We start from the raw sequence: 26,493 nt of genomic DNA, 5'->3' as shown, positions 1-26,493 counted from the left end.
CATTAAATGTTACAAACGAAAAAGAGTGCTGAGCAAATACTGTTTATTTTTTTAGGGGTATGGACCCTTTTGAATATCATTCAGGCAAGCTTTGTAGAGGTACATGCAGATGAGGCTTATTATTGGGTATATTCCCGGTTTTTGGACTGGGGCTATTTCGATCATCCGCCAATGGTGGCGTTGTTTATGAGAATAGGAGATGCCTTACTACCTGGAACACTGGGCCTGAGGCTATTCTCGGTCGTCTGTAGTACCCTTTCTGTATTCCTGCTTTGGAAGATCCTGAAACCTTACGCTGAAAACGTAAAGCTCTTTATTCTTTTGTTTAGTGCAATTGTTCTTTTTCATGTTTATGGTTTCATTACCACGCCAGATTCACCATTGTTCTTTTTTACGGTATTGTTTTTTTATGTGTACCAGAAGTATGTGGCTGCCGACCAATTGAAATGGGCCTTTCTGCTGGCATTGGTGATTGCGTGTTTATTGTATAGCAAATACCATGCGATCCTGGTCATATTTTTCACGATCCTCTCCAATCTTAAACTATTAAAACGGCCTTCCTTCTGGTTAATTGTCGGGGTGGCTATTCTAGCTTTCCTTCCCCATATTTTGTGGCAGGTGCACAATAACTACCCTTCTTTTTATTACCATGTAATTGACCGTTCCGCAGCTTTTTATAAGTTTAATTTTACCATTGAATACCTTTTAGCTCAGCTGGCACTTGCCGGACCATTGATCGGCTGGTTCCTCTACAAGGTGGCCGTAGAATTAAAAACAGAAGATGCTTTTATCAGGGCCGTTAAAGTTAACTTTTATGGTGTTTTCATCTTTTTTCTTTTTAGTACTTTAAAAGGAAGAGTAGGGGCACACTGGACCTTACCGGGGATGATTTGTTTGTTTATCCTGGCCTATATTTATCTGGCTGGCAAAGATATTCCCAGATGGTTTACGAAGTTGGCTGTTATTAATATAACAATGATCCTGTTGGTAAGGATCATTCTGATCATCCCGATTGATGCCTTAATGAAAATCAATGTGGTTGCTTATTACTTCGGAAATAAGGTGTGGACAAAGAAAATCCACGATAAAGCAGGAGATGCCCCGGTGATCTTTACTGATTCTTTTCAGGATCCTTCCAGATATAACTATTACAACCAGACGACCAAAGGTTTTGGCTATGATTCCAGATATTACCGTAAAAACCAATACGACATCTGGCCACTTGAAGATAGCATCAGAAATAAAAAAGCATATTATATTTTATCAAACAGCCATGGAGGAGGGCTGCGGGAGGATACCATCCGGACAACAAAAGATACTTATTATGGGCGATGGATCGAGCAGGTCCGGATGTATCAGAAAGTAGCTGTCAATCCGGTGAAAATCAGAAAAGAATTGAAAAAGGGAATGCCGGTGTCGGTAATACTGAAAATTACCAATCCTTATCAGGAGGAAATCTATTTAGGCAATACAGGTGAAAAATGGAAGTGTATTCTGGAATATGGCTACCTGAATGGTGATGATCTGACCGAATTTAAGCCCCTGAAGATTGATTTGGAGCAGCTCAGGATCCCTGCAAAACAAACTGTAGAAATCCCTGCAACATTTACCGCCCCCTCATCTGAAGGGAAATATAAGCTGATCTTCTCTATAAGAACGGAACCTTTCTCAGGAGCAAGAAACAGCAATATGATTTCTGTTGAGGTTAAATAGACAATTGTTTTAACAGACTCATCTGGTCTATCATTCCGGAATGCCGCCAGATGATTTCTCCTTTTTTGAAAAGCAGAAAGGTTGGAACCGCTTTGACATTGTACTTGGCTGCGGCAGCCTGATTTTTGTCAATATTGATCTTGATGACCCTTGCCCTGCCTTCAGTAATTCTTGCTACTTCCTGGATCACCGGATTCATTGATTTACATGGCCCGCACCAGTCGGCATAAAAATCTACCAGGACCGGTGTGTCTGACTGGATCAGTTCTTGAAATGCACTCATATTTGTTGTTTTTAAGAAGAAATTCCGGAGAATCGTAATGGTACTTTTCTCCGGTTTAATTTTTTATATCGCGTCATAGATGATCACCTTTTCAAAAAGGCTACGGAATTCATCTAAGAATGCAAGATGTAAAGCATGGGTTTGGTAAACATCATGTCCGGCCATATCTTCAAAAAGTATGATCAGAGAGAAGCTGTAAGTGGTGTCCACTACGGCACGGTCAATGGAAGAAGGAACGCCTACATGGAAGGATTTTACAGATTCAATTTTTTCTAAGGAGTCCACACCTTTTCTGAAGGCACTTTTCTGATCTGTAGTTGTATCGGCTTTTAGCCAGAATAAAACGTGGTGAGCTAACATATTCTAATTGTTTTTCGGTAAATATAACAAATTGGAACAGGTCAGGGAAAAGAAAGACTCGGAGACAGGGCCTGAAACCTGCCCCCGGAATCTTAATCTAGCGTGCTTTAAATAAAACGGAGTATTTGGGTCAAACGCTACAGTGAATACGAAATAATTTTCTTTAATTATTTGGCATTACTATTGATCTGAGCTACAATAAATTAACGTGATGGTAAAGAAGGTGATTTTTGGCTTGGTTTTATTCTTTGTGGTCATGACAGCGGCCACATTCTGGATCTTTAGCAGCTTTGAAAGTAGCAATGCCGAAGACGCAGCAAGATCGGAAAAGGATTTTATTACTGAACACTTTGTCGTTACAGAGATTTGGGAACAGCAGAGGAAAAAAGGAAGCCGGGTGATTAGTTCATATTTCTATATGAAGGTGAAAAATGAAGCCATTAACTTAAGATTACCATGGCAGGGCCTCACTGAAGATCAGTTAAGTGTAAAAGATAAAATCAATGCCGGTGACAGCATAGAGGTGAAAGTGATCCGTAAACAACTTGCAGATGCCAGAGAAAATGGAGTTTTAAAAGGGATATATCGCTTTATCATGGGGGATGAAAGAGAAGTGAGTATTTTTAAACTTAGGTTAAACCAGGAGCTGCTTGTTGATAAAGATATTCATGGATGGGATGAAGCAAAGATAACTTTGTTGAAGAGGCTGACGGATAATCCTCTGGTATTAGTGGTTCCCTTCGCTTTGCTGGTATTTATCATCAGTTACGTTAAGAAAAAAAGAGCCATTCGTGCTGCTGCCTCAGAGTAACTACTGGAAGAATAAGGATATAATTAAAAGAAATCACAAAAATAACACAGTAGGATATGGCTAAATTTTACACTAAAGAAAAAGAACGGATTGTCATCAGGCCATTGGCTTTTTTGGTGCCTATTGGTATCGCTTTTGTCATTATGCTGTTGTTGTTGCCCCTGATGACTTTACTGATCATGTTAAAGGGACAGGTTCAGGAGATTGAGGCTAAAAATTTAGCAAGCTATATATTGCTCCTTCCATTGATCATTGCTTGCGTTCCCTTTTTTACTTATAGTCGCAGAAAAGTAGTTTTTGAGCAAAACGATAGAGTGGTTTATCTCTATACGCTATTTGGAAAGAAGAGACTCATGTCTTTTGATGAAATCGGAGACATTACGATAACAGCGAATTTTGGAATGGCGTATTACCTGAAAAGTAAGGCAGACCGCTATGGAAAGGGATACCGGATTTCTCCTTCTTTTCTCAAAGAAAATGACCAGTCTAAAAGAGAGTTTGATGAGGTGCTTCTGCCAGCGATCTCTGAAATGAAGAAGACCTCAACAGGTCCGGTAGTATCAGACCAAAAAAAACTTTCGCTACAGGCAGGAGTGTTATCCTTTTATCGTTCCCATAATGAAGGTTATGTGCTGGGATCTCTTGGAGGGAAATGGAAATACCTTCCTATAGCTGTGGTGTTTCTTCTCTTTGCGTCAATTGGCTGGTATCCTCTGATTTCAGGAGCCGGCTGGCCCGAAAAGGATCAGTTTTTCTTGTTTATGCCGCTGATTCCGCTTGGTCTTGGCATTGCGATGATCAGCAGAAGGGTTGTATTTGATGTCAACAGGAAAAATATCAGGCTTTATCATTTCGGTTTGCCGCTGATTACTTACCCGATATCCCGGTTTGCCGGATTTAGTATTGTACGGAAAACCCATAATGGTGCTTACAGCGGGACAGATGTCAGAATGAAATTTGTAAAGGAGGGGAGTAAGGAACCAAAAGAATTGACCCTGACAGGCTTTGGTAAAACAAATCCCATTGAACCTTTTCTTGATGAAACAGAGTTTGTTCTGGAGAAGTTCCGGTAAAACAGCAGAAGTACAATTGGAAATATGAAATGAGGAATAGGATATCCATATAAGAAACCTCATTTTTTTGATGACTAATGAACGTATTTTGGGATAAATGTTGCTTACATTGCTGTTTATTGAAAAGTTAAGGAAAGCCGGCATAAAGATTTGTTAATTCAGAAACATGTAGGTAACATTGATTTAATTTTGATAAATTAGTTTCGGGGGATTCAAAATGTCATTACAGCAAACACTTTCAGATCTTGATCTACAGGCTAAATTAATAGCCGGGGAGGAGTCTGCATTCGCAGAACTCTACGATCGTTATAGTGGGCCGATTTACCATTATATCAAGAAGTTTGTTCATTCCACGGATCTATCTGAAGATCTTTGTCAGGAGATTTTTATTAAGATCTGGCAAGGTAAATCCAAGCTCAGCGAGGTGCGGTCGATTAAGGCTTATTTGTTTATCATGGCCAGAAACCATACGTTGAACAGCCTTAAAAGAGCCATGCGGTCGGATGTGGCGATAGCGGAAGTCCTGAACAGTTTTGTGGAAGAAAGAAACGAAACAGAAGAAGGGCTGCTAAGTAAGGAATATCATGAATACCTGGAGAAAGCGCTTGATGCTTTACCTGCCAGGACCAGGGAAATTTTCCGGTTATGCCGTCAACAGGGGAAAAGTTACGAAGAGGTGGCTACTGCGTTGGGTATTTCAAGAAATGCGGTGAAAAATCATATGGTAGGTTCCATGAAAATCCTGAGTGCTTCAGCGAAAAGAGATCTTGGAATCTCATTGAGTGTACTTCTGACTGTCTTTCTCAAATAATTTAAAAAATAATCTGCATCCTGCTACCCTGGCCCCCCTCAAATATTGTCTTCCTATTTGAAAGGCCAACCGTATGGAAGAAAATGAGTTTTATAAGATCCTTGTTCAGCGTTATCTGGACAAACAACTGACTGATCAGGAATTGGAGTTGTTTGTGCAACTGATGAAAGAGGGTAAACTGGATGGTCAGCTATTGGAGGCCTGGAATGATGATGCAGAGATTTCTGACTCCGATGAAATCGATTATCTGAGGACGAACAAGCCAAAACGTTTGTGGCCAGGGATTGCTGTAGCTGCGACCGTGCTGATTGCACTTTCTATCGGTTTCTATTTCTATAAGAATACAAGAGACAAAGATTTAAAGACTTTAATTGAGGTGAAACTGGGTCTGGATGTTGAACCTGGAGGCAATAAAGCGACATTAACACTTGCTGATGGCTCACAGATTTCATTAACCGATGCCGGGAATGGTGAACTTGCAAAACAATCCGGAGTAAAGATCACCAAAAATGCTAACGGGCAGTTGGTCTATTCGATCGTTGAATCCGGTCTTAAGGAATTGGGGTATAATACCATCAGCACACCCAGAGGAGGCGTGTATCAGGTAAACCTGCCTGATGGTACCCATGTTTGGCTGAATGCAGCATCTTCAATTAAGTTTCCAACCACATTTGCCCATTTGAGCCAGCGCAAAGTTGAGCTTCGGGGCGAGGCATATTTTGAAGTGGCAAAGCATAAAAAATTACCATTTATTGTGAGTACGGCGGAACAACAGGTCGAAGTACTCGGAACACATTTTAACATCAATTCTTACGACGATGAACCCGAGGTAAAAACCACCTTGCTGGAGGGGAGTGTAAAAGTCTCTGCCGGAAATGTGATGTTTCTTAAGCCAGGTCAGCAGGCGACCTTGTCAGACCATTCATCTGGGAAAATCAAGATTGGTCCGGCTGATATAGACCAGGTCATGGCCTGGAAAAATGGATTCTTCCATTTTGAAAAAGAAAATCTTCATTCTGTTCTCCGACAAATATCACGTTGGTATGACATCGACCTGGTCTACAAAGCGAACCGTTTGGATGATGAATTTATGGGTGATATTCCAAGGAATGTGAAGTTATCTGAAGTATTGAAAATTCTGGAATTTGAGGGGATACACTTTAAGATTGAAGGCAGAAAGCTCATCGTTACGAAATAAACCGACTCCAATATACAGCTAACCATATTGTTAACCCTAAACCGGTCGAATATGAAAAGATAGATACAAAAGAACCAAAGATCTCTTATGAAGGAATAAACCGGACCCTGCTCGCAACAGGATCCGGATTGCCCATCCGATCATATCAGAATGGAACACAGTTCCGGTTGATCTCAAAAAATACTTATTGGATAATTAATGAATAAACCAAAACATTCAAAAATATGAATTTAAACTCATGTAGTAAAGCTCCTTTTCTGAGGTGGCTAAGCTCAACTAAGATTTTATTGGCAATGAAACTAACAGTAATTTTACTCTTTCTCGGATGTCTTCAGGTGTCCGCAGATGGTTTCGCTCAAAGAATTACGCTTTCAGAAAAAAACAGCTCCTTTAACAGCTTGTTTGAAAGCATCAAAAAACAAAGTGGTTATACTTTTTTCTACAATAACAAACTGATCAAGGAAGAAGGTAAGATCAGTGTGGAATTGAGGAATGTAACGCTTGATGAAGCACTTCGTAAAATTTTAAAAGACCGTCCGTTTTCTTATCTGATCGTTAACAAAACTGTGGTGATCAAAAAGAAAGGAGTAGAAGAGGGGGCTGGTGTAAGTGAAAACGCGGCGGTATTCGTCGTTGTCCGTGGAAAGGTACTGGATGCGGAAGGAAATCCTTTGCCTGGGGCCTCAGTTTTGGTCAAAGGAAGTAAGGAAGGCGCATCTGCCGGGACCAATGGTGAATTTGTAATCAACGCAAAAGAGGGGGATGTACTAATCATCCGCTCGCTTGGTTATGTGACCAAAGAGGTGACTGTTGCCGCTGCTTCTTCGGTTCTGACCATTGTGTTGGAGGCCCAGAAACAGGAATTATCAGAAATTGTGGTGACAGCACTGGGTATCAAGCGCTCAGAAAAATCCCTTGGTTATGCTACTCAGCGTATTGGAGGAGAGAAAGTTCAGACTGTAAAAGGTGTTGATCTTGGAACCTCTTTAACCGGGCAGGTGGCAGGTTTAGTGGTTCAGAATTCTACAGAGTTTAATGCGAAACCTAAGCTGGAATTAAGAGGTGAGGGCGTTTTATTGGTAGTTGATGGCGTACCTTATGATAACATGACGCTTCGGGATGTCCCTTCCGATGATATTGAAACCATGGATTTGATGAAGGGCTCAGCTGCTTCGGCACTTTATGGTTCCAGATCCAGTGGTGGTGTTTTATTAATCACCACCAAAAAAGGCGCGGCCGCAAAAGGTTTCTCGGTTGATTTCAATAGCAATACGATGCTTCAGCTTGGCTATCTCGCTGCTCCGAAAGTGCAGAGCTCTTACGGAAGAGGTCAGAATGGTAAGATCGATAACGACTACGTTTGGGGCCCCAAGCTGGACGTGGGAAATACTGCAAGAGACTGGAACCCTGCGACCAAACAATTCGAGGACAACAGACCACTGGTTTCAGTAGGTAAGGATAACCTGAAAAACTTTATGGGAACCGGCGTGATTGCCAATAACAACATTGCGATTGCCCAGACCGGCGAAAACGGGAGTTTCAGAATCGGATTAAACCATATTTATAATAAAGGTCAGTTCCCGAATCAGACGCTGAATATGATGAATTTAACATCAGGTGGTGAAATCAAAGTCAACGACAAGATTAAAATAGAAGCCCATCTTGGGATGAGCAGAAGATCTGCGCCTCAGGTTTGGGGTGGTGGTTATGACCTTCAGGGCTATCTTTATCAATTGGTAATGTGGACGGGTACAGAATACGATATCCGCGACTATAAGGATTATTGGGTGGTCCCTAACAAGACGCAAAACTGGATGTACACCAATTGGTATGATAACCCATATCTGATTGCAAATGAGAAACTAAATGGGATTACGGAAAACACCATAAATGCCAATGTAACGACGAATTATAAGATTAATAAGGACTTTAACCTGATGTTACGTCTGGGGTATGATAATTTCAATAATCTGGAAACGATGAGAAACCCCACTGCAAATATCTTCTCTACAAGGGGAGGCTGGAATGCAAGAGGGATGTACAGCAATTTGTCAAGAACAGGATTCAGTACCAATAACGATTTGATTTTAACCTATTCAAAAAAAGTAAGTAAATGGTCTTTTGACGCACTTGCCGGGGCAACGCTTTTTTATACAAGAAAAGATTCCCTGTCTGCTACTACTAAAAATGGACTGATCTCTCCGACTTTCTTCTCTTTAAACGGATCGGTAGAACCGCCAACTGTTAAACAGGGCGCTTCTGAAAGACAGATTAATAGTCTTTTCAGCAGGGTATCTGTGGGTTGGAATGATGCTGTTTTTTTGGATTTTACGGGTAGAAATGACTGGAATTCCAGTCAGCCGAAATCTTCCGCATCTTTCTTTTATCCTTCCATCGGTTCCAGTGTAGTGATCTCTGAGTTGGTGAAATTACCACAAGTGATTGATATGTTTAAGCTTCGCGGATCCTGGGCTGTCTTTAAAAATGCATTTGACCCTTATGCGATCAATAGTTTATACAGTACAAGCACCGCAGTCTGGAATACTTTGAACTCTGCTGCTTATCCTAACTACCTGTTAGGGGAAGGACTACTGCCAAGTTCTCAGCGTACCTGGGAAGTCGGCGTGGCAGGATATCTGTTTAAAAAACGCCTGCATTTTGATGTGGCTTACTACAATAAATACTATTACAACAGACAAACCGATCTTTTAGGAGGCAGTCAGACCGCATATCTTCCGAATTTTAGCGGGTTCAATATGGCAATTGTCAATACCAAGGAAACTTATGAGCGTCGCGGACTGGAGATTACTGTTGATGGTTCTGTAATTAAGAGCAAGGACTTTGAGTGGTACTCGACGGTAAACTGGGCTACACAGCACCGCTATTATGTAGATCTGGACCCTCAGTATTCTCCGGACGAGTTGTGGACTAAAAAAGGACAAAGACTGGACACTTATAAGGCTAAATACTGGTTAAGAGATCCTCAGGGAAATGTGATCTTCAATAATGGATATCCTGTTGAAAGTGATTATAACAAAAAATATGGATACGGTGATCCTTCTTTCAGCTTCGGCTTTATGAATAACTTCAGGTATAAAAACTGGAACCTGGGGATCAATGTAGATGGACGTATCGGAGGATTAATGTACAATTATATGTATGATAAGATGTGGGATACAGGAACCAATCCGGATTCTGACAACCAGTATCGCTATGATCAGGTGGTTAACGGACTGAATAACTATGTGGGACAAGGAGTAAAGGTGATTTCCGGTTCGGTGGTATTTGATAAATACGGAAACATCACGAGTGATACCCGTCAGTATGCAACAAATGATGTAAAGGTAGGTTATCAGGATTTTGCACAGAAATTCAGAGGCGGTGATAAGGGAATTCAGAATCAATCTTTTGTGAAGCTTCGTGAGCTTTCTCTGGGTTATAATTTCCCGGCTCAGTTTGTCAATAGGTTAGGGTTAAAAAGAGCATCTTTTTCTGTTACAGGACAGAATCTATGGATGTGGACGGACTTTAAATATTCCGATCCTGACGTGTTTACAGAAAACCTGAACTCGCCATCTCAACGTATGATCGGTTTTAACATTAAAGTAGGCTTGTAGCCAGAGATATCAGATGAAACTACAGGATAACCATTCACAAAAAAATATTCCAATGAAAAGGATTCTTTTAAAATATATGTCGGTATTGCCTCTGATGGCAGTACTGGCCACAGGTTGTAAGAAATTTGAGGAGATCAATAGAAACCCGAATAAGACAGATCAGGTGAACTCTTCCAATCTGGCAACAGGTATGATTCTGAGTATTACCAGAAGCGATATCAGTACCCAGAAGTCTTTTATCCAACCCTTTTTATTAGGGAAATACATCACCTGGGGTGAGGGACAGGAGAATCTTCAGTACAACAAGTTCAATAGGGCAGACCTGAGTAAGGTGGCCATTTTACGAAACATTCCTCCAATGGAAAAATACGCAACGAGTGAGGCGCTGAAAAAATCTTATCAGGCCCTGGGCCATTTTATCCGTGCCTGGCAGTTTTTTAGCGCAACAATGCAGGTAGGGGATATCCCATATACTGATGCCATAAAAGGAGAGTCGGAAAATATCCTGAATCCGAAGTACGATGCCCAGAAAACGGTGTTTCTTGGGATTCTTAATGAACTTGATCAGGCCAACCAGCTTTTTTCTGAAGGAGCGGCCTTTGATGGCGACCCGATTTATGGAGGTAAGACAGACAACTGGAGAAGACTGGTCAACAGCTTTGAACTGCATGTATTGATGAACCTGTATAAAAAGACTGCTGATGCTGAATTAAAAGTAGTGGAGCGTTTTAAGGATATTGTAGCCAATCGCCCACTGATGCGGGACTTTAAAGATAATTTTGCTTTGGCCTATAATGCTACTGCGGGACAAAATTACCCATGGTCTGATGTTCCGGCAGGATCTGGCAATTCTTTCGTGAAATCGAACTACACCATGCTTTCCAATACACTGCTTGATCCCCTGAAAACACTGAAAGACAGACGTCTGTTTTATTATGCTAAACCATCCCCGGTAAAAATTACTTCCGGATTATCTGAGTCAGATTACAATGCTTATCCCGGAGTGGAGCCTTCAGATGCTTTTTCCAGTCTTCAAACCAGAAGGGTAGGCAAGGATTATGCAGATCTGAATAACCGTTATGTGCAATTGGTAAATGCGGAAGCTGTAAGTGTATTCAGTTATTGGGATCTTCAGTTTATTCTCGCTGAGGGAAGCATCAGAGGCTGGATTACCGGAACGCCGGCCCAGACCTATTATGCTGCAGGAATTGGCAGTTCAATGAATTTCGTTGCTTCCAATACACCTGATCTGATGGATTATCATCACAATATGAAAATGGATGCGGCTTACATCGCTGCCTTTCCGGCTTCAGCGGCTGTAAGTCTTGCAGGAACGAACGAACAACAGATTGAGCAGGTCATCACTCAGAAATACCTGGCTAACTTTCTGCATGGCAGTAAGTACAGTGCCTGGTATGAGAACAGAAGAACGGGATATCCGAAGTTCACTTTAAACAGCACGACGAATTTAAATGCACCTACAAATCAGTTTCCTTTGCGCTGGCTGTACCCTTCGAATGAGCTGGATTATAACTCAGCGAATGTTTCCGCAGCCATTAAAAGTCAATTTGGTGGGAATGATGATGTTAACCAGGTGATGTGGTTGCTGAAGTAGTATTTTATGTTATATTTATAATCATGTAAAACAGCTTATTTTTTATGTAAAACAGATCATCGAATGACACAAAACAAGGGTTTAAAGAAAACGCTGACTCCCTTTATGTTGTGGGGGCTTGGAGTAGGGTACGTTATTTCAGGCATGTATTTCGGTTGGAATCTTGGCCTTGAAAAAGGGGGTACAGGGGGAATGGCCATTGCCACCCTGGCCATTATGGTGATGTATGTCACCTTTACATTTAGTTACGCAGAACTGGCTTGCGCAATCCCTAAAGCAGGGGGTGTGTTCGACTATGCAAATAAAGCAATGGGGGAAAATATCGGCTTTATAGCCGGTATTGCCCAGATTGTTGAATTTATACTGGCACCTCCCGCAATTGCTTTTGCGATAGGTGCCTATTTTAATGCTTTCTTTCCACAGGTTCCTGTGTTGACCAGCGCCATTGCCATCTATTTTATTTTTACCGCACTGAATGTTTACGGGGTGAAAGCTGCAGCTTCATTTGAAGTGGTGGTAACCGTCTTTGCAGTGGGAGAGTTGCTGCTGTTCTCCGGAATAGCGCTTCCAAAATTTGAGGTAGCCAACTTAACACGGAATGCTTTGCCAAATGGATGGACTGGCGTATTTGCGGCCATTCCTTTTGCCATCTGGTTTTTCCTGGGCATTGAGGGGATTGCCAATGTGGCGGAAGAAACCAAGAACCCCCAGAGAGATATTAGTAAAGGATTTGGCTGGGCAATATTTACGCTGGCGATTCTTTGTGTCCTCATCTTTATTTCGGCCACTGGGATTGCCGGATGGGAAGCGATCGTCTATAAGAACGGTTTGAATGGAGAGACCTCTGATTCTCCGCTTCCATTGGCACTCGCCAAAATTACAGGGAATAACCACCTGATGTATCACCTGCTGATTACAGTTGGTCTTTTTGGTTTGGTGGCTTCTTTCCATGGATTGATCCTGGCTGCGGGAAGGTCTACTTATGAAATGGGAAGAGTTCGGAATATTCCTTCTTTTCTGGGGAAAATCTCTCCCCGTTTTCATACGCCCGCGAATGCGCTGATTGGCAATATGGTGATTGGTATCCTGGCCCTTCTTTCCGGAAAAACTTCAGAGATCATCATTGTTTCTGTTTTTGGGGCTTTGACCTTATACATCATTTCCATGATCTCCATCATGATCCTGAGGAAGAGAGAACCGGAACTGCCGCGTCCATTCCGGATCCGGTTTTATCCTTTATTTCCAATAGTGGCCCTGATCATCGCCTCAGTATCGATCATCGCCATGTTTATTTTTAATCCTAAACTTGGCCTGATTTATTTCTCTATTCTGGCCATTACATTTTTGTTATACAGAACCTTTAAAACAGCGGATAAATGACAACAGAAGAAATATTAGCGTACGTAAAACAACACCCTTCGGGGAAGGTAAAGGTAGCTGTGGCGGATATTGATGGTGTGTTAAGGGGTAAATACATTGCCGCGGATAAATTTGCTTCCATGGTGGAAGGCCGTCTGGGATTTTGTGATGTGACTTTCGGGTGGGATATGGGAGATGTGGCTTACGACAATGTGAAGTATACCGGATGGCATACCGGTTATCCTGATGCCCTGGTTAAACTGGACCTGAGTACTTTCCGTAAAATCCCATGGGAAAACGATGTTCCTTTTTTTCTTGGTGATTTTATAAATGAAAATAATGAAGCTGCCTATACTTGTCCGCGGCAACTGCTTCGCAAAGTGCTTGCAGAAGCGGGAGAGTTGGGGTTCCGTCCATATTTTGCTCAGGAATTTGAATGGTTTAATTTCGCAGAAACACCTGAAAGTGTGCACCAAAAGAATTTTCAGGCGTTGAATCCATTAACCCCTGGCATGTTCGGTTATTCTATTTTACGGAGCAGCCTGAAAAACCCTTATATGACAGACCTGTTTGATCTGTTATGTAAATTTGGGATCCCTGTGGAAGGTTTACATACTGAAACGGGGCCTGGGGTATATGAAGCGGCAATTAAGTATGCGGAAGTCTTGCAAGCTGCAGATCAGGCGATCCTGTTTAAGACTGCGGTAAAAGAAATTGCCTACCAACATGGGATTATGGCCACCTTTATGGCAAAAATCTCTGAAAACCTACCAGGCTGCAGTGGGCATGTGCACCAGAGTTTATGGGATAAAGAAGGGAAGCAGAATTTGTTTTATGATGAACATGCTGAACATAAAATGAGTGACCTGATGAAGAGTTATATCGCCGGACAGCTGCATTGCCTTCCTTTCATTCTGCCGATGATCGCGCCTACTATTAACAGCTATAAGAGGCTCGTAGAAGGAGCCTGGGCGCCCACAACCTTAACCTGGGGCATAGACAACAGGACCGTTGCTTTAAGGGCTTTGCCTGGCCATCTGAAAGCTACCCGTTTGGAAACAAGGGTAGTGGGGTCGGATACCAATCCGTATCTGGCATTATCAGCTTGTCTGGCTGCAGGTTTGTATGGTGTAAAAAACAAACTCAGTCTGGACAAGGAGGCAACAACAGGAAATGGTTATAAGGACCTTTCAAACGGAATCCTTCCGGGGAATCTGCATGAGGCTACTCTTAAAATGAAAGGATCTCCATTGGCAGGGGAGTTGTTCGGAACTTCCTTTGTAGAGCATTTTACGTTAACAAGAGAATGGGAGTGGAAGCAGTACGCAAAAGTAGTGACCGATTGGGAAATGAAAAGATATTTTGAAATTATTTAAGCAATAACAGTGATGACATTTGATAAAGTATACCAATATAATTTCCCTACCACCATCCGTTTTGGTGCGGGAGCAATAAAAGAATTACCAGCTTATCTGAAAGCAAACGGATTAGCGCGCCCGTTGATTGTAACAGATCCTACTGTAGCTGCATTGCCTTTCTTTAAGGCGATTGTGGCAGACCTCGAAGCGAATTCTTTTTCTGTGGAGGTTTTTAGTGATATTCATAAAAACCCGGTAAAGAGTGATGTTTATAAAGGTACAGAGGTCTGGGATCAAACGTCAAGAGACAGTGTGATCGGGATTGGTGGTGGTGCAGGTCTGGATGTGGCCAGGGCCATCGTGTTACGGGTGAACCATCGTGAAGATTTGTTTAAATACGACGATCTGATTGGCGGTGATGTATATGTGACGAATGATGTGCCTCATTTTATAACCGTGCCAACGACTTCCGGAACGGGAAGTGAAGTGGGACGGAGTGCGATCATCTCTGATGATGAAACACATCAGAAAAAGATCTTGTTTTCTCCTAAACTGATGGCGAAAATTGTGTTTGCAGATCCGGTGTTAACGATGGATTTACCTCCGCATATTACCGCCGCAACAGGAATGGATGCCCTGACTCATAATATGGAAGCTTTTCTGGCAAAAAATCCGCATCCTTTATGTGATGGAATCGCCCTTGAAGGAATTTACCTGATCAAAGATGCAATTGAGAATGCAACCCATCGCTCTGACCTGGAAAGCAGGAGTAAGATGCTGATGGCTTCCATGATGGGAGCAATTGCATTCCAGAAAGGATTAGGAGTGGTTCATTCTTTAGCCCATCCGCTTTCTTCTTTGCTGGATACCCATCACGGATTGGCGAATGCAGTGAATATCCCCTATGGAATGGAATTCAATATTGCCGGGTTTGAAGATAAATTTCGCCGGATGGCAAAAACATTGGAACTGAAAGAAGAAAGTGGGGAAGCAGTGGTGAAGTATCTTTTTGAACTCAATACGAAACTGAATATACCACATCGTCTGAGCGAAATTGGCGTACAGTCTACGCATATAGATACACTGGCAGATCTGGCATTTGCAGATTTTGCTCATCCGAATAATCCAAAACCAGTGAGCAGGGAAGATTTTAAACAACTATATTTAAAAGCGCTTTAATAGGTGTTGAAACGTTAATGAGTGATGAGGCCATCAGGATCTTTCTTGTTGCGTAATTAGCTGTAACTAATGGCTGTATAAAGAAATTGATATCGGATCATGATCGCTTCGTTAGCTATAAAAAAACAATTGTGTATCAATGAAAAAGAAGATAGGAGTTAGTTATACCGAAATGAATTCCCTTAATTATTGGAACTGGTTTACTTTGGCTGACCTTGGTGCAGATCTGGAGCTGATTGAGCTCTCCTTTCTGAGGAACAACACCGAAGATATTGCAGTTTGTGATGGCTTTGTCCTAACAGGCGGGATTGATGTAGCGCCCTCCATATCGGGAGGAGCCCAGGAATATCCTCATCGTCCGGAATCGTTTTTACCAGAAAGAGACGCATTTGAAAAATTGATTTATACGTATGCAAAAAAGGAAAAGATCCCTGTATTGGGAATCTGCAGAGGCATGCAATACATCAATATTCTGGAAGGAGGAAAAGTTTTTGATGACATCGGAGAAAGCGCCAATGCCCTTCATAAAAAAGCTGCGGAAGATAAAGTTCACTCCGTGACTTTAGAAGAACATAGCTTGTTACATGGCATTACCGGGCAATTGCAAGGTTCGGTAAACAGTGCCCATCATCAGGCCGTTCGTCCTGATCATCTTGGAGAAAACCTGATGGTAAATGCTTATTTCTCTGATGATGAAGGTGTAATTATTGAAGGCCTGGAATATAAAGATAAAAGCAATACAGGATTCATGATCGGGGTGCAATGGCACCCGGAACGAATGAAAGAAAAAGAGAACAATCCGTTTTCACAAAAGATCAAAGAACAATTTATCATTGAAGTAAGAAAATATGAACATCATTAATCCCGCTACAGAAGAGGTCATCAGGATACTTCAGGAAGATGACAAGGTTACATTGAATAAAAAATATGAATTGCTTAAGGCAGGGCAATTGCAATGGTCAAAAAAGAACCTGACGGAGCGCCTGGCGGTGATTCATCGGTTTTATGATCTTTTGGGGGCAGAGCAGGAGGTGCTGGCTGGAATACTGACTTCAGAAGTGGGCAAACCTTTACAGCAGTCGCGCAATGAAATCAATGGAGCAAAAACAAGGATTCAATGGATGATGAACAATGCGGAGAAATACCTTTCTGATGAATGGGTAACTGATACGGAAGAGCTGAAAGAAAAGATTTCTTATGATGCGCTGGGGGTGGTATGTAATATCTCTGCCTGGAATTATCCTTATCTGGTGGGGGTGAATGTCTTTATTCCCGCTTTGATTGCAGGAAATACCGTAATGTATAAGCCTTCGGAATATGCAACGTTAACCGGGCTTGAAATAGAAAAGCTGTTGAAGAAAGCAGGATTGCCTGATGCTGCTTTTCAGATTGCTGTTGGCGGTAAGTTGGTTGGTGAGGAATTGCTGGATATGGATTTTGACGGGTATTTCTTTACGGGCTCATATCAAACCGGAAAGTATATTTATGAAAAAGTGGCTTTGAAAATGGTGCCTTGTCAGCTGGAGCTGGGAGGGAAAGATCCTTTATATGTAGCGGATGACGTGAATGATGTCGCTGCGGTGGCGGGAGGGACAGCAGATGGGGCTTTTTATAACAATGGACAGAGTTGTTGTGCAGTAGAGCGGATTTATGTACACGAAAAGGTTTATGAAGAATATGTTACAGCCTTTTTGAAGGAAGTACAATCCTGGAAAAAAGGATTGCCAACTGAAGAAGGGGTTTATATTGGAGCTTTGACTAGAAAGGAACAGTTAGAGGTGTTGGAGGGTCAGGTAGCAGATGCTGTGGCAAAAGGGGCATCGTTATTAACCGGAGGGAAAAGAGGAGCCGGAGAAGGTTATAACTTTGAACCTACCGTACTGAGTAATGTAACGAATGATATGAAAGTGATGCAGGAAGAAAGTTTTGGACCCATCATTGGAATTATGAAAGTGAAAGATGACAACGAAGCGATTGCCATGATGCAGGATACAACTTATGGTTTAACAGCGGCTGTTTATTCCAGGGGTAGTGATCGTGCAGAAAGAATTCTTTCGCAGATTGATTCGGGCTCGGGATACTGGAATTGCTGTGATAGGGTAAGTGCCGGACTTCCCTGGAGTGGAAGAAAACATTCGGGAATAGGATCGACCTTATCTCATCAGGGATTGCGTGCTTTTACTAAGCCTAAAGGCTGGCATATGAGAGGTTAATATTGTAAATATGTTAAACCATAATTTGTTTTAAAACATGGTTAGAATATGAAGAATATTGACCTTTATAAAGGCTACGAGGGCTATGGAGAGATTGTTGTTGAGGAAAAAACATTGGATGGAATAGTGCTGTTTGAATTGCGAATGTTGCATTTTCGTTTTGATGAGATCTTATCAAACATACCTTTAGGTGAATATCACCCTGAAAGTGTTATGTTTAGCTACTTTTACTTGGAAGGCTGGCATGAGGATCACCAGCCATGGGAATGCAAGAGAATTCCCGAATTTTATGATCAATTAAAAGCGATTGCCCCTCTTTCCAATGTCGAAGAGCAGACTGGGCTGGAGGCTTTGATTGAAATGAGTTGCTCTGCTATAGAAAAAGGAAACAAATTGTTTATTACACAAGACTAATGTTGTTATTTTTATCATAAATATTTTTCACCATGAACTTGAATCCTACCGTTGTCATTGAATATTGCCCTAAATGTGGTTGGATGCTTAGAGCTGCATATATGGCGCAGGAGTTGTTAAGTACATTTACTGATGAGATTTATGGGGTTTTGCTTAAGCCTAGTGAAATAGGAGGGGCTTATACCATTACCATAGGTGGAATGGTGGTGTTTGATAGAAAAGAAGAAGGGCGCTTTCCTGAAATCAAGGAATTAAAACAGATTGTTCGTGATGTGGTTAGTCCGGATAAGAGTCTGGGCCATTCTGATATAAAGGAAAAACGTGATGTGATTACTCCGGATAAAAGTCCGGGCCATTCTGATGTAAAAGAAATAAAAGCAAATATTAAGGGATTAGAGAAATATAACCTGCGGTTTCAAATTAAAGTCCGTCAAGATTGTACAATCCGAAAAAATGCCATTAGTGATATTGCGTATTTAGATGCGTTTTTAAACGAATGTAACATTTATAAATTTACTGATTCCATTCTTCCTAAGATTGAGGAGGTGTTGAGCGGAGCGAGTACTCAGATTGAAACCGGGACTGAGGGAATTAATGTGATGATTTATAAAGATAAAGTAACTCTTGATCGGTGGGACGAAATTGAAGTTTCTATGCCTACACCTGACTTTAAACGAATCGTAGAGGTCTATAGAGATTTTCTTTTAACTCCGCCACTAAACGGTGAAATAGCTGATGATTTATAAGGATAGGGAGCCGTTGATCGGTGGGGTGAAGTTGAAAATCGTAAGTGCCCAAGGTTGATTTTATATTTACCTTTAATTATGAGAAAGATAGATTTAATTCAAAATGCTACTGCTTCTCCCAGCGGTCATTTGTTCTAAACATAAGGCTCCGGTAAGTTATTTGAATTCGTCTTTAATGCTTTCTCTCAGGTCGTATAATAACCATTGTTTGTTTACTACAGATTGTTTTTCCGTCTTTAACAACTGAATGAAATCCTGTACGCCCGTTGGCTCATTGCCGTTCCCATGTATTAAAACAATACTGCCAGAATGTGTTTTCTGACCTTTTGCCAGCCATGCATCAGTTCCTATCGGAATGAGGCCATAAGTTAACACTTCATCGACAAGTTTTTGGTCTGATACCAATCCCGGAAAGCGGAAGAAAATGGAAGGTACTAGTCCTTTTTGAATCATCATGACTTCTGTTGCCAGGATTTCATAATTGATGCTGGTCCCTGGTTCCAGCAGAAAGTTCGAGTTCAAGGGGATCTTGGGATCGTAGTGGTGGTTAAAGGTGTGATTGGTCCAGGTGATGTTTAGATCTCCGGATTTCTCCAGTCCTTTTAGCCATTCGATATCTGCAGCATGATTGAGCATAAACTTGCCGGTAATGGATAAAGCTAAGGGAACCGGTTTCTCTGTTTTCTGAAATTCAGCAATTAAAGAAGTGAATATGACCCTGTCTAAGGCTTTATGAGAAGGACAGAGGTCTATGGTTAGGGTTATTCCTTTTTCTTTTGGAAAGCCATGGCTGATCCCGGCGTCCTGAAGCGCAATGGATTGTTGTTTTGCTGTTTGAATGGCTTTTAAGTATGGGCTGTTTTTAAGCTCAGCAGCGTTCTGCCAATCGGAAGCCGGTTTGGTTTTGATTTCTCCGGCGCTGATGATTTTTGTTTCCAGGCTTACAGGGTCTACAGCCAGATAGCATGACTTTCCCGATTTTTCAAATTCTCTTAAGATCATCATGCTTTTGCCATGATCATCACCGAGGGCAAAGCACTGCTTGTACCCTTTGATTTCTTCCTGGGCATTTGACCGGATTACCGAGGAAGAAATGAGGAGAAAGAGGACGAATTTCTTCATCCCCTAATTTACTTTATTTCCGCTTTAAAAGCATGGAATTCCCTGTGAAGTTTTAGTAATTCTGATTTCAAAGCCGAAACCTGCTCTGTTAAAATTTTATGATTTGTTTCCAGTGTTTTAATGTCTTTGATCAGTGTTCCTTTTTCAGGAGTGAATTTCCTATTGCCTTTTCCGGTATAAAACCATTCAAAAGACATGTTGAAAACCTCATGGAGTTTCTTTACGAAATCGATTGGAATATTTAAGCGGTTATTCTCATACCTGCTGATTACAGAGTGATGAAGACCAAGCTGTTCTCCGAATTCCTCCTGGCCCATCTTCTCTGCTTTCCTGAAAACTTTTAATCGCTCTGCTTCTTCTGTTGTTTCTTTGAGTTCTGCCATGTGGTTTTTTACCTTTTTTGTAATACATTCACGATATTGAACATCTGTCTGACATCATCCAGGTGAATGTCAAAATCAGGATACCTGATTTTATCGGGGTTTAACGAATGGCAGGTAATTACACCGGTGTCTGTATCGTGATGGGTAATTCTCTTTGCGATAATGCCGTGTTTCTTGTGAACGATGATGTAATCTTTGAACCTGTGGGTGTGAAACTTGCTGGTCCATAAATGTTGCTGGATTTCTCTTCCGGTAGCAATGCTGCCATCGCTGATGCTTTCCTTGGTATTGTCGTCCATGCTGTCTCCAACGATTTCAAAAGCCCTGTACTGCCCTTTATGATGTTTGTCCACAATAATTGTATGCTTTGGTAATTCTTCTAAATATTCGGGATCTCTGTAGCCTGGTAAATACCCGGCATATGCATATTCATTAACTAATGGAACTACCATTATATATTTTCCCTCTCCAAGGTCTATGAAAGGGGAGTCTCCTACTTCCAGCGGGTAATGGATCTCGCCTAATGAAGTACTGTTTGCTTTTTGAGCTGCAGCCTGTTCCAACAGCATTTCTCCTTCTCCATCTTCATACCACTTCCTTGAAACGCGAAGATGATCTTCCAGTTTCTGTCCCATGGTCTTGGGTGCCTTTTCACTTTTCAAAATTTCCGAGACGTAAGATTTGGACATGTTAATTGCTTTTGCAAACTCTGTATCGTTCTTAAATTTAAAGAAACTGATAATTTCTCTAAGCCTCTGGAATTTTTGTGAATATTTTTCTTCTTGATTCACAATACGTTATGATTTAAATGTCTTGATTTACGAATAGTTGTTTGTAATAGTTCGTAAATACGAACTATATTTGTTCTGTATAGTTCAGCAAATATATATTTTAAGAATCACATTCCAAATTAATAGTAAATATTTATCAATTGGAACTGACCTGATTAAACAAGCTGAGTTGAATTGTATAGGAATTGATTGGCTCTTTTTGTGTTGATTATTAGATGATTATAATTTTATAAGTATGGAAGACAGGAAAATAGTAAAGGCATTAAGGCAGAGAATTGAAATTCTGGAGAAGCTGCTTTTGGAAGAAGTTCTTAAAAACGATCTTATGAACGAAAAGTTAGGTTTAACGAATATTAAGGTTGAACTGCGTTTGGAAAACTAGTCGGAAATCATCAGATGAAAAAGAATCATATAGATATTCCGATTACGCAGCTGCTGGGATGTACTGACGATGCTTTACAATCCATATTTGGAGGAGTGGTATCTGAAATACGGGATCAGCTGCGGATCAGGATAAAGAATGGGGAGTTATGGTCAGGTGCCTTTGGGTGTCAGGGTTTTTGTCCTTTCAAGGGCTGCCCCGGCCACGAGATTCCGGACTGACTTATTTTAATTTTTACACTATAAATTGATCACATTGGCAAGGATAAGAACTGTTAAGCCCGCTTTTTTAAGACATGAAAAACTACAGGACCTGGAGTATGAAAACCCAGGAAAGTATATTATGATCGTGTTTATGGGGTTATGGATGCTGGCAGATAGTAAGGGAAGGTTTGAATACAAACCCCGCTCTATGAAGCTGGATATTTTGCCTTTTCTGGATTACAATATGCAGGAGAGCCTGGAAGTATTGGAAAAGAATGGTTTCATCAGGTCTTATGAGGTGGATGGCTGCAGGTATGGCGTTGTTCCGACATTCAGGGATCATCAGCGGATAACCGGGAAGGAATTAACCGAAGGGGAAAAGTTTCCCGCTGAGCCGGATTTGGATGGAGCGGGGTTGAATGGAGAAACGCCAGGGAAACAACCAGGTGTACAGGAAAGGAAGGGAAAGGAAGAGGAACTGGATGAGGAAGGGAAAGTAGAAGGGAAAGCTCCCCATCTTGAAATGAACCTTGATTTAAGAGATAAGATTATGAAATACTTTGGCTTTAATGAGCTGGCTAATTTTGATAAACTAAGAGCAGTTTCGGTTTTCATAAAATGCCTTCAGCAATCTGGTCGGGTAGGCTATTTTGAAGAACAGTTTGATGCTTATGTTGCATTTAAGACCATTAACGACAGCTTCCCTCATTCCTTCAAAAAGTTTTTAGGTACAGATGAGCAGCTTTTTCAGGACGGTGCCTGGAATGGAGAGAACTGGATTATGAAACTGGAAGTAGAACAGGGAAAGAAATCTGTCAAAAAGGAAAAGATGATTTATACCTCATCCAGAGGAGTTGAAGCTGCTATGGAATGGGGAAACATAGAAAGGAGGACACTTTAATCATGAGACCATTATTAACAATTGTAACTGAACTTACTGCAGCAGGAGAAATGATGCAGGGGGCAACAGAAGTAAAGACTGCAATAATGAAGGGAAATCCTTTGGTACTGCCGTCGATTAGAAACCATAAAGATCAGGAGATCTTTCAGGTCATTCTGATGTCTTTGGCTAAATCCTACACAGATTTGGGAAGGGAACAGCCTCCACAGAAGGACAAAGATTACCTGGCGAATGAGCTTGCGGATAGTATTCCCAGAAAATTCCCTTCTATCAGATTACATGAAATCCCTTTGGCCTTTTCGAACGGGATCAGAGAAAAGTACGGTACATTTTATGGGCTTAGTGTGGTGTCTTTTGAAAAGTTCATTGAAGCCCATCTAAATAGTGAAGCCCGGGAGCAATTGGCTAAAGAAGTTTTGATTCCGAACAAAAATAAGGTGCCAGACCTGATGACCCAATTTGGAGTGGCTAAAAAGAATGCGCTCAATGCATTTAATGAACTTCAGTCTGGGAAAGAGATGATCTCAGGGGCTGTCGTGTATGGCTTTTTGGATGGCCTTGGTCTCATTTCCTTTAGTGCTGCTGAAAAGTGGGAATTTGTTGAGGAGGCTTGCCTTTATTTGACCCGGATGCTTAATCAACAATTGATCAGTACCGGATCAAGGATAAAAAGGGAGGAAATACAACGGAAATTAAACGCACTTCAAGACCGCTCTGCGGTAGACATGATACGGAGCATGTCGAAGCGATTTGCGCTTTCCGCATTCTTTAAGTCGGTCGTGATGGAGGAGCTGGACCTGGAGGTTTTGATAGAAGAACGGCGGACTATGTTTATCACTTTAAATAAAACAAAACATGAAAATTGAAACCACAATACTTACAACAGAAAGAGATGATCTGGAAAAATTCATTCTGCTTTTCGAACCCAGCAAATACAAAAGGCTGAAAAACGGAATTGAAGTCCGCGGGCAACCTGATCTGGAGTCCAATGTGGCTACGGCAAAAGCACTGGTTCTGAGTCTGGGCCTCCATCTTACCATCATCTCGGATGCAAACATGGCTACTTACCGGGCTTTTGAAGTCAGACAGGCTTATTAATACATTTTTTACTCACCCTTTTTGTGCTGAATACAACTATGAAGCACAAATATTTTAGCTCAATAGATTGCTATGGAATACAGCTCAAACTTAATGATCTCCGTTTTACGAAAAGAGTATCCGGAAATCGCACAAATCATCACCAGAAAAATAAAAGATACTTTACCGAGGGCACAGCTAACTGACCTTTCGAATATTGAAAAGATCATCAGCACTTTTAAAAGAGAAAAGCAGGTGAAAACGGACAACTGGACCAATGGGAAAGGAAGGGCCAACATTACTTATAAAAGAGATTTGCTGGTGGCCGTATTGCTTTTGTTTTACGATCCGGAAAAAATCATGCAGCTGGTTCGGAGAAACACAGTGCCTGGTATTATGAAGCAGGCTTCTATGTTGATCGGTACCTCACAGGAAGTCCTGAGCATGTCGACCCCAGGTGTGATCGTTGCTTTTAAAGCCTATGAAGAGTTTAGAGAAGAAGTGTATCGGCTCTATGACCTGATTCGCAGGGAACATGGCTTTTTTGAATAAACAAGTAGAATTATAAACAAATAACAACAGGTATCATGATAGGATTTAGTAAAAAACCAAAATTAACAACAATTGATTTGTCTGTGCTTAAACCAGAACAGATCGTGTATTTCTGCAGTACAAAACACATTGACCAGAAAAGGGCTGAACTGGCGAGTCTGGTATGGGACAAGCAGTTGGCAAATGCGCTGGAAGAAAGGACAAAATACTATTTTATCGTAACTACTGATCTTGAATACGATGTAGTTTCCGGAGTTTTACTGGAACCTTTACTGAAGAAATGGAATCAGGTTCAGGAACCTTTAAATGCCAAAGGAAAGAAAAGTATGATGCATTTTATTAATGGCTTGAATGAGTAGCAGATACGGCCTTTAAGCTTTATAATCAGGATACTATAAAGGCTTAAAAAATAAAAATACAGGCATTTGCCTTACCTTTATATCATTCCTCACAACAATTGAAAAACACGGTTTCTGCCTTGAAATTCAGGACAAATCAGGTGCTTATGGAAAGCCTGAAAGGGGAGTGGTCATTGTGATCAACAGCAATTAAATATTTAAAAATATAGAAATGAGTTATTCATCAATTGAGATTGTAAATGTGCTAAATCAAACTATTGCGAACAGTATTTTGATGAGTGATGCACAGAAACCAAATGGAAGTATCTATAAGGACGAGCGGCCTGCAGGTTCCATACTTGAAGATGTGGTCATTCTGGCACTTAGTTTTGACAGGGAAGATGTACAGCAAGGAATATTAAAACTAAACATCTACGTGCCAAACCTGGTTTTTCCGGATCGTCCTGAGGATAAATACCTTCCGGATACGGTACGCATCCTTTCTTTATCCAGACTTGCAAATACTGCACTCGGGGAAGGAGAGGAAATCTGGGATCCATCCGGTAAGTTCTGTTTTGAAGTCCTGACGGATAAGATTGAGCACAATGAGGCGAGGGAACACTATGTCAGTTTCGACATACAATTTTACGCAATTAATTAAATCACAAATAAAAACAACAAAATCATGGGCAAAATTTACGGCTTAAAAGCCATTACAATGGGAGATCCTGCTACAGACGGTGGCATGGGAACAGCACTTACAGAAGTATTCGGTGCAACAGTTAAAGGTACAGCTACCTTAACCTCTACTGAGCCAACCAGTGAAGAAGTAGAAATCGAAGAAACAGATGAGCTGTATGATGAGATCCAGACTAAAGCAGGATCATGGTCATTAAAAGCAAGTACCTACAATATTTCTGCAGAAACGATGAAGAAATTATTTGGCGGTACAGTAGCAGGAACCGCTCCGAATCAGACCTGGAGTGCACCGGTAGGTGGAGTAACTGTAGCGGTTCACCAGTCGGTGAGCGCAGAAACAAGAGGTGGCACCAAGTTCAATTTCGTGAAAATGAAATTAACTGCAACTGCTAACATCTCATTCGATAAAGCAAAACTGGGTCAGATTGACTGGACAGGTAAAGTACTTACCCCGGACAAAGCCGGAACTCCTGCGATGTCGATTGTGTTCGGTACTACAGTTTAAGGTACGGTTTAGTTTAAAACGAGGGTGCCTCAGGGCACCCTCTTTACACCCCAAAGATGGAAGAACAAGAGTTATTAAGAAAAGTTGGTGAGGCTTTAACCCAAAAGGATAAAACGATTGAGATCGAGATCAAACCTGCCGGCAAACTGCAGAAACTCCTTATGAAAAAGGGCTTTTTGAAGTCGAAGAAAGTGTTTAAGATCAGTCCGATTTTAGTGGGAAACAGGTACAGGGTTTCTGCCGTGGCGGTCAATCTGCCTAAAGATATTTTTCAGAATGGGAAAGTGAACCTGACGAAGGCGTGGGAGGCCATTCAAAAGCATACAGAAGATTTTATCTATGTAGTTGGGGTTTGTATTCAGAATACAGAAAAGGAGCCGTCCAAGAGGCTGTTACGAAGTCTGCGCTGGATGGATGATCAGCAATTCCTTAAAATTCTGGATGCCGCGCTGAGCCAGGCTGGTGTGACCAGTTTTATAAATTCTATCGTCTTGATCAGCGGAGCAAGTGTCCTGAATGTGGAGGAGCCGGTTGCGAATCCTGCTCAGGAACAGGAATAGTTCAAGAGGAGCCTAAAGATGCCAGGGGAGTTGATAGCCCCTGGAGTTTACTCGGTAGTTACCGGAAGTATTTTAAATGTAGCAGAGCTGAGGTGTTATGGGGCATGAGCTGGGTAAACTTTACCATGGATCTGGCCACTATACCTGGTCTGGATACCGATAAAAAAGAGGAGGATGAGGTCATTTCTCCTGAAGAAGAAGAATTAGAATTAAGAAAACAAGGATATTAA

The 26,493-nt window shown here is 41.4% G+C and carries 30 protein-coding genes; 25 read left to right on the top strand and 5 right to left on the bottom strand.

Annotated elements, in window-relative coordinates; genetic code table 11:
- Positions 1-6 precede the first annotated feature (6 nt).
- Positions 7-1,713: an ArnT family glycosyltransferase gene (locus BUC20_RS21530; RefSeq protein WP_073233107.1), complete on the top strand. Its 1,707-nt coding sequence runs from the start codon at positions 7-9 to the stop codon at positions 1,711-1,713.
- On the opposite strand, the gene trxA is transcribed toward BUC20_RS21530, so the two are convergent.
- Together trxA and BUC20_RS21520 are read right to left on the bottom strand one after the other, a co-directional pair.
- Positions 1,706-1,996 (bottom strand): thioredoxin, encoded by a 291-nt coding sequence (gene trxA / locus BUC20_RS21525; protein WP_073233106.1) that lies wholly within the window; start codon positions 1,994-1,996, stop codon positions 1,706-1,708. The genes BUC20_RS21530 and trxA overlap by 8 nt on opposite strands.
- A gap of 63 nt (positions 1,997-2,059) precedes the next feature.
- A complete protein-coding gene (locus BUC20_RS21520; RefSeq protein ID WP_073233105.1) occupies positions 2,060-2,356 on the bottom strand; it encodes a Dabb family protein in 297 nt (98 codons plus the stop codon).
- Between the two features lie 211 nt (positions 2,357-2,567).
- On the opposite strand from BUC20_RS21520, the gene BUC20_RS21515 reads away from it, so the two are divergent.
- The 13 genes from BUC20_RS21515 to BUC20_RS34325 all read left to right on the top strand — a co-directional run bounded on the left by BUC20_RS21515 (position 2,568) and on the right by BUC20_RS34325 (position 18,750).
- Positions 2,568-3,167: a hypothetical protein gene (locus BUC20_RS21515; RefSeq protein WP_073233104.1), complete on the top strand. Its 600-nt coding sequence runs from the start codon at positions 2,568-2,570 to the stop codon at positions 3,165-3,167.
- Positions 3,168-3,223: 56 nt separating this feature from the next.
- On the top strand, positions 3,224-4,240 hold the full coding sequence (locus BUC20_RS21510; RefSeq protein WP_073233103.1) for a hypothetical protein: 1,017 nt from the start codon (positions 3,224-3,226) through the stop codon (positions 4,238-4,240).
- A gap of 217 nt (positions 4,241-4,457) precedes the next feature.
- The gene (locus BUC20_RS21505) at positions 4,458-5,051 is read left to right on the top strand and encodes an RNA polymerase sigma factor (protein WP_073233102.1); all 594 of its coding nucleotides are present in this window, start codon (positions 4,458-4,460) and stop codon (positions 5,049-5,051) included.
- Positions 5,052-5,124: 73 nt separating this feature from the next.
- Positions 5,125-6,249: a FecR family protein gene (locus BUC20_RS21500; protein ID WP_073233101.1), complete on the top strand. Its 1,125-nt coding sequence runs from the start codon at positions 5,125-5,127 to the stop codon at positions 6,247-6,249.
- 293 nt (positions 6,250-6,542) lie between these two features.
- Positions 6,543-9,866 (top strand): SusC/RagA family TonB-linked outer membrane protein, encoded by a 3,324-nt coding sequence (locus BUC20_RS21495; protein WP_200800983.1) that lies wholly within the window; start codon positions 6,543-6,545, stop codon positions 9,864-9,866.
- Between the two features lie 52 nt (positions 9,867-9,918).
- Entirely contained in the window at positions 9,919-11,481 is a 1,563-nt protein-coding gene (locus BUC20_RS21490) for a SusD/RagB family nutrient-binding outer membrane lipoprotein (protein WP_073233949.1), read from the top strand.
- 63 nt (positions 11,482-11,544) lie between these two features.
- Positions 11,545-12,861 (top strand): ethanolamine permease, encoded by a 1,317-nt coding sequence (gene eat, locus BUC20_RS21485; protein WP_073233099.1) that lies wholly within the window; start codon positions 11,545-11,547, stop codon positions 12,859-12,861.
- Positions 12,858-14,216: a glutamine synthetase family protein gene (locus BUC20_RS21480; protein WP_073233098.1), complete on the top strand. Its 1,359-nt coding sequence runs from the start codon at positions 12,858-12,860 to the stop codon at positions 14,214-14,216. The genes eat and BUC20_RS21480 overlap by 4 nt, the downstream gene beginning before the upstream one ends.
- A 12-nt stretch (positions 14,217-14,228) precedes the next feature.
- Positions 14,229-15,377, top strand: a complete 1,149-nt coding sequence (locus BUC20_RS21475) for an iron-containing alcohol dehydrogenase (protein ID WP_073233097.1) — start codon at positions 14,229-14,231, stop codon at positions 15,375-15,377.
- Positions 15,378-15,516: 139 nt separating this feature from the next.
- Complete coding sequence (locus BUC20_RS21470) at positions 15,517-16,239, top strand: gamma-glutamyl-gamma-aminobutyrate hydrolase family protein (protein WP_073233096.1); 723 nt, start codon at positions 15,517-15,519, stop codon at positions 16,237-16,239.
- Complete coding sequence (locus BUC20_RS21465; protein WP_073233095.1) at positions 16,226-17,590, top strand: aldehyde dehydrogenase family protein; 1,365 nt, start codon at positions 16,226-16,228, stop codon at positions 17,588-17,590. The genes BUC20_RS21470 and BUC20_RS21465 overlap by 14 nt, the downstream gene beginning before the upstream one ends.
- A gap of 48 nt (positions 17,591-17,638) precedes the next feature.
- Complete coding sequence (locus BUC20_RS21460; RefSeq protein ID WP_073233094.1) at positions 17,639-18,004, top strand: hypothetical protein; 366 nt, start codon at positions 17,639-17,641, stop codon at positions 18,002-18,004.
- A 32-nt stretch (positions 18,005-18,036) separates the two neighbouring features.
- Positions 18,037-18,750, top strand: a complete 714-nt coding sequence (locus tag BUC20_RS34325) for an Rdx family protein (RefSeq protein WP_084529131.1) — start codon at positions 18,037-18,039, stop codon at positions 18,748-18,750.
- Between the two features lie 156 nt (positions 18,751-18,906).
- Here the strand turns inward: BUC20_RS34325 and BUC20_RS21450 are convergent, their stop codons facing one another.
- The 3 genes from BUC20_RS21450 to BUC20_RS21440 are packed head-to-tail and all read right to left on the bottom strand — an operon-like array spanning position 18,907 to position 21,046.
- Positions 18,907-19,872 (bottom strand): polysaccharide deacetylase family protein, encoded by a 966-nt coding sequence (locus BUC20_RS21450; protein ID WP_073233093.1) that lies wholly within the window; start codon positions 19,870-19,872, stop codon positions 18,907-18,909.
- A gap of 8 nt (positions 19,873-19,880) precedes the next feature.
- On the bottom strand, positions 19,881-20,255 hold the full coding sequence (locus BUC20_RS21445; protein ID WP_073233092.1) for a helix-turn-helix domain-containing protein: 375 nt from the start codon (positions 20,253-20,255) through the stop codon (positions 19,881-19,883).
- A gap of 8 nt (positions 20,256-20,263) precedes the next feature.
- On the bottom strand, positions 20,264-21,046 hold the full coding sequence (locus BUC20_RS21440) for a helix-turn-helix transcriptional regulator (protein WP_073233091.1): 783 nt from the start codon (positions 21,044-21,046) through the stop codon (positions 20,264-20,266).
- A gap of 235 nt (positions 21,047-21,281) precedes the next feature.
- On the opposite strand from BUC20_RS21440, the gene BUC20_RS33960 reads away from it, so the two are divergent.
- The 11 genes from BUC20_RS33960 to BUC20_RS34320 all read left to right on the top strand — a co-directional run bounded on the left by BUC20_RS33960 (position 21,282) and on the right by BUC20_RS34320 (position 26,493).
- The gene (locus BUC20_RS33960) at positions 21,282-21,428 is read left to right on the top strand and encodes a hypothetical protein (protein ID WP_159441140.1); all 147 of its coding nucleotides are present in this window, start codon (positions 21,282-21,284) and stop codon (positions 21,426-21,428) included.
- Between the two features lie 14 nt (positions 21,429-21,442).
- Positions 21,443-21,649 carry a hypothetical protein gene (locus BUC20_RS21435; RefSeq protein ID WP_073233090.1) on the top strand — a complete coding sequence of 69 codons (207 nt, stop codon included), beginning with the start codon at positions 21,443-21,445 and terminating at the stop codon, positions 21,647-21,649.
- 34 nt (positions 21,650-21,683) lie between these two features.
- Entirely contained in the window at positions 21,684-22,532 is an 849-nt protein-coding gene (locus tag BUC20_RS21430; protein WP_073233089.1) for a hypothetical protein, read from the top strand.
- A 2-nt stretch (positions 22,533-22,534) separates the two neighbouring features.
- The gene (locus tag BUC20_RS21425) at positions 22,535-23,398 is read left to right on the top strand and encodes a hypothetical protein (RefSeq protein WP_143166872.1); all 864 of its coding nucleotides are present in this window, start codon (positions 22,535-22,537) and stop codon (positions 23,396-23,398) included.
- Positions 23,388-23,630: a hypothetical protein gene (locus tag BUC20_RS21420; RefSeq protein ID WP_073233087.1), complete on the top strand. Its 243-nt coding sequence runs from the start codon at positions 23,388-23,390 to the stop codon at positions 23,628-23,630. The genes BUC20_RS21425 and BUC20_RS21420 overlap by 11 nt, the downstream gene beginning before the upstream one ends.
- 72 nt (positions 23,631-23,702) lie before the next feature.
- Positions 23,703-24,161, top strand: a complete 459-nt coding sequence (locus tag BUC20_RS21415) for a hypothetical protein (protein ID WP_073233086.1) — start codon at positions 23,703-23,705, stop codon at positions 24,159-24,161.
- A gap of 35 nt (positions 24,162-24,196) precedes the next feature.
- Positions 24,197-24,520, top strand: a complete 324-nt coding sequence (locus tag BUC20_RS21410; RefSeq protein ID WP_073233085.1) for a hypothetical protein — start codon at positions 24,197-24,199, stop codon at positions 24,518-24,520.
- 211 nt (positions 24,521-24,731) lie between these two features.
- Complete coding sequence (locus BUC20_RS21405) at positions 24,732-25,160, top strand: hypothetical protein (RefSeq protein ID WP_073233084.1); 429 nt, start codon at positions 24,732-24,734, stop codon at positions 25,158-25,160.
- A gap of 24 nt (positions 25,161-25,184) precedes the next feature.
- Positions 25,185-25,703 (top strand): hypothetical protein, encoded by a 519-nt coding sequence (locus tag BUC20_RS21400; protein ID WP_073233083.1) that lies wholly within the window; start codon positions 25,185-25,187, stop codon positions 25,701-25,703.
- A gap of 56 nt (positions 25,704-25,759) precedes the next feature.
- Positions 25,760-26,263, top strand: coding sequence for a hypothetical protein (locus BUC20_RS21395; RefSeq protein ID WP_073233082.1), 504 nt, complete (start codon positions 25,760-25,762; stop codon positions 26,261-26,263).
- A 104-nt stretch (positions 26,264-26,367) separates the two neighbouring features.
- Positions 26,368-26,493 carry a hypothetical protein gene (locus tag BUC20_RS34320; protein WP_262497434.1) on the top strand — a complete coding sequence of 42 codons (126 nt, stop codon included), beginning with the start codon at positions 26,368-26,370 and terminating at the stop codon, positions 26,491-26,493.

It is taken from the genome of Pedobacter caeni, assembly GCF_900129215.1.
Lineage (GTDB): Bacteria > Bacteroidota > Bacteroidia > Sphingobacteriales > Sphingobacteriaceae > Pedobacter > Pedobacter caeni.
The sequence above is the reverse complement of the archived record's forward strand: the minus strand, read 5'-3'. Positions and strand labels throughout refer to the sequence as shown.